This is a genomic window from Fulvivirga sp. (genome assembly GCF_040218215.1).
GTDB lineage: Bacteria > Bacteroidota > Bacteroidia > Cytophagales > Cyclobacteriaceae > Fulvivirga.
In genome coordinates this window covers 1-12374 of the sequence record NZ_JAVJQL010000027.1, presented here as the reverse complement: position 1 = coordinate 12374, position 12374 = coordinate 1, and the positions used below count along the sequence as shown (strand labels likewise).

Below are 12374 nucleotides of genomic sequence, written 5' to 3'. Positions count from 1 at the left end.
ATGAAAATATTTAAACGCATTATCATTGCTCTTTTAGCACTTGTACTTCTTGTCGCAGTTGGTGGCTACATCTACCTACAAACATTAAAACCTTCCTATTCAGGTGAATTTAGTCTCAACAACTTAAATGAGGTTGTTGAAGTAAAATATGATACTTATGGCATCCCTCATATTGAAGCAAATAATGTAGAAGACGCTTATAGAGCCTTAGGGTATGTGCATGCCCAAGACAGGCTCTGGCAAATGGAACTGATGCGCAGGATTGCTCCGGGAAGACTATCAGAAATGTTCGGTGCTGACCTTACAGAAACTGATAAATTCTTCAAAACCGTGGGCATCCATAGAGTAGCTCAAAAAGAAGCTGCCCGTTTTGATGACATTGTCAATGAAGAACTCAAGTCTGCTGTAAAGGCTTATATAGATGGCATTAACCAATTCATGGACAATGGTCCCACTCCGGTTGAGTTTGTACTTCTTGGTTTAGAAAAGGAGCACTATACTATCGAAGATATTTATAATGTGATGGGCTATATCGCTTTCAGCTTTGCCGAAGCACAAAAAAGCGATCCTATTGTTACACAGATTCTTAATAATCTCGGTGAAGAATATATGCTTGACTTAGATATTGTACCTACCGGAAAGACAGAAATGATCAAAAACCACCCAAGATCTGCTGTTTTGGATAGCCTGACAGCAAAGATAAATTCGGTGATGAACAACCTTCCCGCTCCGGCATGGCTCGGAAGTAACAGTTGGGTGGTCAGCCCTGAAAAATCGGCCACAGGTAGTGTTATTTTTGCCAACGACCCGCATATGGGATTTAGTCAGCCGGGTGTATGGTATGAAGCTCACATTAAGACTCCAACTTTTGAAAGATATGGCTATCATGCCGCACTAATTCCTTTTGCTCTGCTGCTGCACAATAGAAATTATGCTATTGGTCTTACCATGTTTGAAAATGATGATATTGATTTCTACCAAGAGAAAACCAATCCTGAAAATGAAAATCAATACCTACACAATGACTTATGGAAAACCTACAGCACAAGACAAGAAACTGTGAATGTAAAAGATGGTGAGTCAATAGATTTAACTGTTAAAGAGACTGGTCATGGTCCTGTGATGAATGAAGTTGTAGGTGCTTTGCCCGCAGACAACCCTATTACTATGTGGTGGATTTATACCCAACTAGAAAATGAATCCATGACTGCGCTATATGAGCTTAATCATAGCAAAGACATTGATGGAGCAAGGTCCGGAGCTTCAAAAATTAAGGCACCAGGACTTAATGTCATGTATGGTGATAAAGAAGGGAATATTGCCTGGTGGGCATCGGCTAAACTTCACCTCACCGCTGATCATGTCAACAGAAATTTGATCTTAGATGGAACAACCAGTAAAGATGAACCAACAGAATGGCTTCCATTTGAAGAAAATCCACAGTCGGAAAACCCACCATGGAATTATGTTTATAGCACCAATAATCAGACAGATACAATTAAGGGAGGGCTCTACCCTGGGTATTATGCAGGTGAAGATAGGGCGCAGCGATTGGTTGATCTTCTAGAAGCCAAGGAAAAACTTTCCATTGATGACTATAAAGCGATGTTGTTGGACGGTCAGTCTGATGTGGCTGTAAAAATTACAAAAACATTTATCGAGCAAATTGATGCAGAAAGTGAATTGGAAGAAAAGGCAAAAGGTATACTCACTGCCTGGACGGGTAATCATGAAGTTGATGAAACAGCGCCTGTGATATATCAAAAGATCCTGTTCCACTCTATGCGACTTGCGATGGAAAACAAGCTGGATTCTGGCCTGTTTATAGGTTTTGTTAACTCCCACCTGATGAAGCGGACTTTTGATAGATTGATGCATAATGACAGTTCTAAGTGGTGGGATGACCCTTCAACTGCTGAAGTTGAATCAAGAAAAGTAGTTTTTAATAAAGCCTTTGATATTACGCTCGAAGAACTGACAGCACAGCTAGGTGACATTGAAAATTGGAAATGGGGCAAGGTTCACACTTTTGAGCTACCTCATGCTATGGGTAAAGTAGCGGCTTTAAGACCATATCTTAATGTTGGTACTTATGAGATGGATGCTAGTGACGCAGTCTTGAATAAGCTGGCCTTTCAAAGAAATGGTACTGGAGTTTACAATATAACGTCAGGGCCATCATCCCGAAGGATTATAAACTTTGCTAATGTTGAAAATTCATTGAGCATTATACCTGCTGGCCAAAGTGGGAACCCTTTGAGTCCTCACTATAAAGATCAGGTTGAAATGTACACACAGGGAAAATGGAGAAAGATGCTTATGAATCCGCAGGAAATTGATGAAAAGACCATCAATAAATTAACCTTAAACCCGTCAGGCAACTAAGCCCATTTTAGGACCTTAATAGGTTTGCGATATACCCATTCTAAGGTATTTATATTTTCATATAAAATACTTAAATAGAGGCTTTTAAAGGCTTTCTGTCAGTCTGGATTAATTATAATTTGTTAACACAAAGATTATAAACTATCCATATATTTGATATTTAAAACTCTTTGCATGCGGTCTCTAGTTGTAGCTTTTATTATTCTTTTTAATTTTTCCTTAATTCACGCTCAGGATTGGCGAACGTTATACTCAGATGCACAGCAAGAATATAATAATGACAACCTTGCTTCCGCCCTTCTAAAAGCCAAAAACTGCCTTAAAAATTATCAAAGTCAGGATGGCACTTTTAATTCTAATTATGAAAGTATACTCAGGATGCTTTCAAATTTCAGCTTTGAGGCTGGAGAATATGAAAGTGGCCTGGAATACAGCCAAAAAGAACTGAGTGTAAGAGATCAAATAGGAAATACTGGTGATCTTGAATACGCAGTGGCATTGTATAATAAAGGATCATTTCTTGAAGTAATGAATAAATCTGTAGAGGCCCTTCAAACTTTTGAAAGCGCTTTGAACATCTTTCAGCAGTTTTATGAAAGCAATAATCCAACTCTGATTGAATGTGAGTGGAAAGTGGCTGCCAGCAACTATGCCTTAAAGAATACTGATAAGGCTTTTGAGGTCTATAACCGTACGATAGAAACTTATGACATATCAGGAGGAATCACGATGGACTATGTCAACGCTATTTTCAATTATTCTAATATTCTGATTGACATGGCTCAATATGACATTGCCTTTAACTATCTCCTCGATCTAAAGGATATCTATGAACAGTTTGGAGATGGTTTTGAAGCAGATTTGGCTTTGATCAATACCAACAAAGGTCTATGTCTGCACAAGTCGGGCAAGTATGTTGAAGCAGAAGAGGCCTATCTGGAAGCTGACAATTTGTACCGCCTCATTAAAGAAGAAAATAGCTCGGCATATTACAACATGATCAACCTACGTGCTGTAAACTTCGAAAAACTAGGTGATACGAACAGGGCCGCTGAACTGCTGGCTATGATAGGTGAAAGTGGTAATGCAGAAATGCAGTCTTCAGCGAAAACCAATGAAGCCATGCTACTTATCCAGCAAGGTGATATTGCTGGTGCAGATAAATTACTAACCGAAGCATTGACAGGGATAGACAAAACAACCGATGTCAAGACTTATTTTGAAATATTGTTAGACCTGACTCAGGCCAAAATTCTACAATCAAAATTGGAAGAAGCTAATCCACTTGTTAGAGAAGCTACTGATTTGCACGGCCAGTTTAGCGCTGATGAGCCTTTAACGGCCAAATACTTCTACATTCTGGCAGAGTATGAAGATCAGTCTGGCGATTGGAACAACTCCTATAAGCATTACAATGAAGCGCTCGCACTTCTGGAAAAGAATAATATTAACAGCGGCCTTTATCTCAATATTTTAGGCGCCCTGGCGGTACATTATCAGGAAACCGGCAACTATCAAAAGTCTGAAGATTACATCAACAAGCAGTTGGCCATTCTCACCAAAATAGGTCAGACATCTTCAATGCCCTATGCAACTATTCTTAATAATCTGGGTACAGTCAAACAGAACCAGGCCGACTTTATTGCGGCCGCAAAGTATCTGGAAGATGCTGAAATTATTGTGGTAAAGGAAGTTGGTAAAAACAGCAAAGAATATGCTGGCATTATTGAAAATCTAGCATTAACACTAACTCAGCTGGGTGAGTATTCCAAAGCAGAGGAGTTAATCAATGAATGTATCGTTATTCGCAAATCACTTTTAGGCGAAAATCACCCTCTCTATGCCAATGCAATTCAAAATCTGGGAAGAGTCAAGCAATTCAAAGGCAAGTATCAGGAAGCCGAGCCTTTATTTGCAGAAGCGACAAAACTTAAAAAGGAACTTTTTGGTGCCACTCACCCTGAATATGCCAATGCTCTAAATAACTCCGCACTGCTATTTCAGACCATGGGAAACTATGAAAAAGCTGAGCCCCTATTCATAGAAGCTTCTGATATCTACCAGAAAAGATACGGTGATCAACACCCTGAATACGCTACCACTTTAGAAAACCTCGCGACACTCTACAAACTCAAAGGTCAGGATCAAAAAGCACTGACTTTGCTAGACAAAACATTGGCCATTGACAAAAATATCTATGGTGAAAACCACCCGCGCTATGCTATAACGCTGCACAACCTTGCGTCTATTTACAAAGACCTTGATCAGACTGAGCAAGCCAGAAGTCTATATGAGCAAGCGCTGACCATTGATAAAAATGTGTATGGATCTCAGCACCCTGCGTATGCTTCAACACTTTACAATTTAGCGGTTTTAAATCAGCAGCTAAGCAGGTTCGATGAGGCTGAGAATAATTTCAAAGAGTGTCTTGAAATTAGAAAATCAATACTAGGCGAAAACCATCCTGATTATGCTTACTCTTTATATGGCTTGGCGGGATTGTATCATGCTATAAGAAAATATGATCAGGCCAAAAGCTATTATGATCAGGTAATCATAAATTATCTACAACAGATCAAAGACTTCTTCCCTTCATTAAGCGAAAATGAGAAAGGTGCATTCTATGCAAAGATCAAGCCTGTACTTGAGTCTTATCAGGACTTCTGTGTTGAATACGCATTAAGCGGAATACCTAATTCCAAAAATATAATAGGCGAGCTTTTCAATCTACAATTAAGTACCAAGGCCTTGTTACTTCATTCGTCTAATAAAGTAAGAAACAGAATATTCGATAGTGGTAACACTGATTTAATAAATGAATATGTTTCATGGACTGAGTCTAAAGAAAAACTTTCAAAATTTCTCGCTTATTCAGATGAGCAGCTTGCTGAGCAAAATATTAACATCACAGAGCTTGCTAATGAAATTAACAATTTAGAGAAGTCATTATCTCAAAAATCAGAGTTATTTGCTGGCGATGTTGAACAAAAAAGCTCCACCTGGAAAGATGTTCAAAACGTATTGAAACAGCAGGAAGCAGCTTTGGAGATCATAAGAATCAAAAAGCGATACATTCCTGATTCTGTGATGTATGTGGCTTTAATTGTAAAAAAGGCCTCGGTCGAATCTCCTGAAATGGTAATACTAAAAGACGGAAAGCGACTTGAAAAAAGATATTTCAACTACTACAGAAATGCCATCAAGTTTGCAGTTGGCGATGACAAATCATTTGAAGAATTCTGGAAGCCTGTGGACGATCGTCTTGACAATATGGAGCAGGTCTTTGCTTCCACAGATGGGATATTCAACAAGATCAACATTAACACACTCTGGAATACAAAGGTTGAAAATTATGTGATTGACGAGTATAATGTACGGAATATCAGCAACACCAGAGAGATAGTACAAACGAACACTCAACCTGTAGGGATCAACAATACAGCGGAAGTCTTTGGTAACCCAGACTTTAATTTAAGCCTGGCCGATTTTCAGGGCAATAGTTCTACCACAACAAGGGCAAGTGAGTTTGGTTTCACAGATGAAATACCAGACTTGCCAGGCACTAAGGTAGAGGTGAATAAACTAAGTGAGCTATTAGCTGAAGAGCAGTGGACGACTAATCTGTATTTAAGAGAAGAAGCTAACGAAAAGAAAATAAAAGCGATTAGTCCGCCAAAATTATTGCATGTAGCCACCCACGGTTTCTTTAAAAGTGATGTGGAATTCGAGCAAAACGAAAGCTATGACAATGGATTCAATCATGTAGAAAAGAACCCATTGTTTAGGTCGGGTCTACTGCTAGCCGGTTCGGCAAAATCTGCCAATGTGAGCAATTCTTTTGATGAGGAAGATGGTGTGCTCACTGCATACGAGGCCATGAATTTAAACCTTGACAACACTGAACTTGTTGTACTTTCAGCCTGCGAAACTGGTATTGGTGAAGTTAGAAATGGTGAAGGTGTTTATGGATTACAGCGATCATTTATGGTGGCTGGTGCTAAATCAGTGATTATGAGTTTATGGCAAGTGGATGATAACACCACACAGAAGTTAATGATCAATTTTTATAAAAACTGGCTTTCAGGAAAGGATAAATTTGAGTCATTTAAGTTGGCACAGCGAGAGCTAAAGTCAGAATATGCGGATCCGTTTCATTGGGGTGCTTTCATCATATTAGGTACTGAATAATAGAGGAATTTGTAAGACAATGCATTTGAAGTCATATATAGCATCAATTTTATTAACCTTCTTTGTAGCTTCAGCTTTTGGGCAAGATCAGCCTGTTGTAGATGAAAACTCATCAAAAAAAATCATCCCTAACCTGAGCGACCCGCAAGCCGTGGAGTATGCTCCTTCCATTTCTGCTGATGGCAAGACCATGATTTTTGAAGCGAACAAAGGGGGCAGTTATAAGCTCTTCGAATCGAAATTTGTAAATGGCGACTGGGAAATACCAACTCCCATCGAAAATGTCAATAACTATGGTGATTCTACTGACTTGATCGGTGGCCCTAGTATTAGTTTTGATGGCAATACGCTCTATTTCTTCGCTACCATTGGTTTTGGTAATAGTGCTGACATCTACTACTCCACAAGGGAAAAAACAGGTTGGAGTATACCGCGGAGTATTGGCGCGCCCATAAATTCTGATGGCTATGAGGCTTTTCCATCAATATCGGCAGATGGTCAATTTCTGTATTTTGTGCGTCAGAATATGGAAGGCCCTCAAGACCGTGACTTGAGAAAACTGGATCAGTTCTGTTATTCCATTTACCAATCTGAAAGGAAAGATGACGGAACCTGGGGAGAACCCAAAAAACTACCTTACCCTATTAATCAGGATTGTGAAAAGGCTCCTAGAATAATGGCCGATGGTAAGACCTTGATCTTTTCATCAAACAGGCCAGGAGGGTTAGGTGACTTTGATATGTACCAGTCTACACTTAAACCTTTGGGCGATTGGTCAATACCAGTGCCTTTAAATTTCGCAAACTCAGAGTTTAGTGATCAGCTACCCACTATTGCAGCACAGGGTGATTTAATGTATTTTGTTTATAACAATCAGGACATCTACTCAGTAGTTATACCTCCAGAGCTAAGGCAGTTTGTCAACAATATAGTACAGGGCAAAATAACGGATGCAGATACCAATGAAGGTATTGCAGCTAAAATCATTATCAGGGATGCTTTAACATCAAATATAATTTCAGAAATAGACAACAACCCTGAAGATGGTGCATATACTGTGGTATTGGCGGCTGGCAAATACTACAATCTTGAAGTTGTTAAGGAAGGCTATTCAAGTTTTATAAAATCTTATGACCTTAGGAATGTTAAAATCTACCAGGAACAACAGCAGGACATAGCGCTTTTTCAAAATGTCTTTCTAGATGTATCTGTAAGTGACATTGAATTATTTGAGGGACTTGAAGCAGATATAGAAGTAAAGAGAGATGGTGCTGGCGCTTTCTTCAAGAAGGTGAAAACCATACTTCCCAATGGCACTATACAGATAGCTTTGCCCATCGGTTCGCACTATGAGTTTTATGTGTCTGCACCGAATTTTAAAAGCGACCTCTTTTCCCTGGATTTAACAGGGTTGGTGTTATATCGAAACTTCGAAAAAGAGTTGCCACTCACTCCAGAGAAAAAGCAGGTAATGATCAACGTTTCAGATTTGGTCAATAACTCAAAAGTTAAGTCTAAAATTATCCTTAGAAACAAAGACCGTGACGAACGCATAGAGGTAGATGGCAATAGCATGGTTTCGTTAAGAGTTGGAGACAGATATGAAATTGAAGCCACCAGCGATCAGGGTTATGCATTCAACTCCACCAACCTTGAGGTTGGCAAAAATGGTGACACCAATGTAAGCTTAAAGCTTTTGAAGCTGGACATAAATGCTAAACTTGAGCTAAAAGACATCCTGTTTGAGTCTAACTCTGCCAATTTATCGGACATCTCATTTATTGAACTGGAGCGGGTTATTCAATTGATGAAAGAAAACCCAACCTTAAAAGTAGAAATAGCTGCACATACTGATGATGTGGGTTCAGATAACTACAACCTGCAGCTCTCAGATAAACGGGCAGACAGTGTGGTTAAATTTCTGATGGAAAATAAAATTGACCCCGAACGTTTTGTGGCCAAAGGTTATGGAGAATCATTGCCTAAAGTTGCTAATGATACGGACGATAACAGGGCATCTAACAGACGCGTTGAACTTAGAGTATTAGGAATATGAAAAGGTTAATCACTCCCCTACTTTTAATATTGTGCTTAAACCTAAGCTATGCTCAAAGGTTTAAGGATGTATTTCCTCAACTACTCAAGGCATCTGATACTGAAGCATTGTCGATCATCAAATCTTATATGATCGAAGACCTGGATCACCCTAATTCCAACCTGAGGCTGGCACTTATCTATGAAAGAAGATATAAAGCCTGCAATCCTATCACTGAATACGAAAAGGCGATTGCCAATGCCAATGAAGCTAAACTTAGGTTTGGTAAAAGTGCGGCTGTGGTTACAGAAAAAGAGGTAAGTAAAAATTCGGGGTATTATTCAGATTTTGCCACTGGCTATGATAATAAAGGCAGACCTATAGTTGATTACAGCACGGTAAGTACCAAGATCAGAACAGCATATGACTCCGCTGCAAAGTTTACTGAGCAGATGCCCGTCATCTATGAATACTTTACCAAAAGTGTGAATTTTCATGACAATGCAATAAAAGCCTTTAATGAAATAAACGGGCAATTTGGGAGCAGGGACAAGCTATTGCTGATGTATAATCCCGATCTCAAAACCAAGCTGCAGCAAATGATCAGTGATTATGACTCAAGTATTATCTATCTGGACAAATATCTTGCTACAGCAAAAGCTTACAATGGCACCGCATTTAAACAGAGTTATAGCATCAAAAAAATTGATACCTATAGGTTGCAAGGCTTGCTGACAAGCCCCAATTTTCTTGTCAATAAAATAGAAATCTGGGATTATAAAACCTGGGCTCAAAATGCCATAGATGAGGCAAGCACTGATGTATCAAGCCTCAGAAACGAGCTTAATATGGCTGAGTTGTCAGTCAATAATTCATTAAAGAAATTGAGCCCATTGGCATTGGGGCCTGATTACACCCCATATAAAGTGGATAGCAAACTGATTTTTAGTCTGGTGAAATATGATAACCAATCACTGCCAGTTGCAGTATTAAAGTATAAGCAATTTAAGCAGGACCTTATCCATCAGTTAGCCCAGGTAAATGATCGGGACACAACAGCCAACGAATTATACCTTGTCCACCTTGGTGAATTGATCTATAAGGCGCGAGAGGCGGATAGTCTTTTGTTGATTACTAAAAACAGGCTGAATGCTGAAAATATCAGCAAATATCCGGCATACTTTCAAACACATTATAATGGCGAAAATGGAGTGAATCAGTTCATCACCACTGAGCAAAAAGTCATTAAAGATGCTGCTGACAAAGCAGTATCAGAGATGATTATTAACATCAAGAACAATGAAGATATAACGGTTAATGAATTTGTCACTTATAAAAACCTCAAAATCCCTACAAAAGCTTCGCCTATCAACGGGGATTCTGTTTCTGCAAATATTATTACCACCCATACAGAATTGAGCACTGATGGCAGCCACTATTTTGTGGGCCTGAATAAAATGAACCGAAAGCCCGGCCATACCAATGTATTTGTTGCCAAGACCGATGACAAGTTAAAAGTTAAGTGGTATAAGGAGTTTTCAATGACAGAAGATAATGCCTCTCCTAATATTAATGACATTGGAGATATTGCCATTACGCCTGAGGGCTGTGCACTTCTGGTAAGGTCAAAAAATGATGTGGGCATTAAAAACACCTTGTTTTATATAAATGAAAATGGTGAAGAAATATTCAATAAGGAATTAGCCACCTCATGGTTTCCCAGACGCATGCAATATGTGGAGTCGAAAAACGCCTTCATTTTCGCCCATAAAGGTGCTTCCTTTACCCAGAATTATAAAGAAGAGCAAGAGACGAGCTTGACAAGTATTAACATCCTGGGAGACATCCTCTGGTCGCAGACCTTTAATTTCACTGGCAATATTGTGGATCTTGTTAATCTCGGTAAGGGCTTCATACTTATTGGCAATTATGCCGAACTGAAAGACACAGAAGGCAAGACCTTTAGAACCAGGATAAATACCGGTCAGACCAATGCGTTTGCTGCACGATTTGCCAATGATGGTAAACTAGCGGCCGTTACTCCTGTGGAATCAAACAATAATTACTACATTGACAGAGTTATTAAAATAAATGACAAGATTATAAATTTGCTGGGCAAGAAGGGCTCTCTTGAAATACCCGAAAGAGATGATGTTCATATTATCATCAACCAAAGCCCTGAAGTATTGAATATAGAACTGTAAATCACAACCATGAAGTTTACACTGGCTGTTTTTCTGATTTATTTATTGGCTTTGACCTCCTTTAAGGTGGCCGACACCAGTCAGCTGGTGGTAATTATTGATGATATCAAAGAGGCTGAGGGAGAGATAATATTTGCAGTTTTTGATAATGAAGTGGATTTTCTTCAAAAGGAATATACCAGTCAAAAAGTTAAAGTCGGTGACGATGGAAAGGTAGTGGCCATCTTTAATGACTTGCCAAAAGGCAATTATTCAGTAAGTGTAATTCATGATAAGAACCTCAATGGGGTGCTTGATAAAAATTTTATTGGCATACCCACAGAAGGATTTGGCTTCTCAAACAATAAGATGGGCAGATTTGGCCCGCCAAGTTTTAAAGATTGTGAAATTGAGTTAGTCCAGTCTAAGGTAGAAATTAACATTAAGCTCAAGCATATTTGATTAAACGGTTATTAGATTATGACTAATAACACCATTCACATTTTTCAGGCCACAGAAGAGCATCTTAACACCCTTGTTGATCTTGGCAGGACTACATTTGTGCAAACTTACGCTAAAGACAATTCTGTCGACAATATGATTGAATATCTGGATGCACATTTCAAACTCAATCAGTTAAAGTCTGAACTCCGTAATCCTGACTCCTTCTTTTACCTGGCAGCAAAGGACAATGAGTATGTGGGTTTTCTCAAACTAAATACCGGAGGTGCCCAGACGGAAGAAACAGAAGCTGCAGCCTTTGAAGTGGAAAGAATTTATGTTTTAAAGAAATTTCAAGGCCTACGCATTGGTACACTTTTTATGGAAAAGGCCATAGAGGTAGCAAAAGCGCATCAGGCGCCTTTTATTTGGTTAGGTGTGTGGGAAGAGAACCCTGATGCTATAGCTTTTTATGAAAAGTGTGGCTATAAACCCTTCGGCACCCACACCTTCACCATTGGTGATGATGACCAGACAGATATTATGATGAAATTGGAGTTGTAGACTTTTAAAAACCTTATAGGTTTGATTTTCAAGCAGCAGATAAACCTAAGGTTTTAACCAGAATTCATCAGATGACTATATGCGTAGTGAAAGACAGTCATCCGATGAATGCCGTCATTTCGACTGAGGCACGAGGGAGAAATCCCCTATGCTGAAGAAGACCTCTCCTTAAATGTCGAGGTGACGATTCTATTTTGAGTATTACATTATTGAACCCGCTACCAAGTTCTGTGGCACACAGAACATGTCTAATACAAATGGTCTGTGAGTCACAGACCAAGGGAGAGCAAATAAACCTATAAGGTTTGCGCCACATCATACTAAATTCATCAGATGACTATGTGCATAGTGAAAGACAGTCATCCGATGAATGCCGTCATTTCGACTGAGGCACGAGGGAGAAATCCCCTATGCTGAAGAAGACCTCTCCTTAAATGTGGTAATGGTGCCAAAAATGGTTGGTGATTTTTAGTGGATCATTGTATTATTTTGTGATTGTAAATCTGAAGAGGAAGTAGGCTCTGCTGAGGAGCAACCTGCCAGCAATAGGACTTACCAAGTGGAATGAACCTCTCTTC

Annotated in this window: 6 protein-coding genes; all 6 read left to right on the top strand. The window is 39.2% G+C overall.

Annotated elements, in window-relative coordinates; genetic code table 11:
- The 6 genes from RIB54_RS17935 (at position 1) to RIB54_RS17910 (ending at position 11796) form a co-directional block, all read left to right on the top strand.
- Positions 1 to 2385: a penicillin acylase family protein gene (locus RIB54_RS17935; protein WP_350102176.1), complete on the top strand. Its 2385-nt coding sequence runs from the start codon at positions 1 to 3 to the stop codon at positions 2383 to 2385.
- 174 nt (positions 2386 to 2559) lie between these two features.
- Entirely contained in the window at positions 2560 to 6573 is a 4014-nt protein-coding gene (locus RIB54_RS17930; RefSeq protein ID WP_350102175.1) for a CHAT domain-containing tetratricopeptide repeat protein, read from the top strand.
- Positions 6574 to 6592: 19 nt separating this feature from the next.
- Positions 6593 to 8629, top strand: coding sequence for an OmpA family protein (locus RIB54_RS17925; protein ID WP_350102174.1), 2037 nt, complete (start codon positions 6593 to 6595; stop codon positions 8627 to 8629).
- On the top strand, positions 8626 to 10812 hold the full coding sequence (locus tag RIB54_RS17920) for a hypothetical protein (protein WP_350102173.1): 2187 nt from the start codon (positions 8626 to 8628) through the stop codon (positions 10810 to 10812). The genes RIB54_RS17925 and RIB54_RS17920 overlap by 4 nt, the downstream gene beginning before the upstream one ends.
- 9 nt (positions 10813 to 10821) lie before the next feature.
- Positions 10822 to 11253: a DUF2141 domain-containing protein gene (locus tag RIB54_RS17915; protein WP_350102172.1), complete on the top strand. Its 432-nt coding sequence runs from the start codon at positions 10822 to 10824 to the stop codon at positions 11251 to 11253.
- 18 nt (positions 11254 to 11271) lie between these two features.
- Positions 11272 to 11796, top strand: a complete 525-nt coding sequence (locus RIB54_RS17910) for a GNAT family N-acetyltransferase (RefSeq protein WP_350102171.1) — start codon at positions 11272 to 11274, stop codon at positions 11794 to 11796.
- Positions 11797 to 12374: the final 578 nt, after the last annotated feature.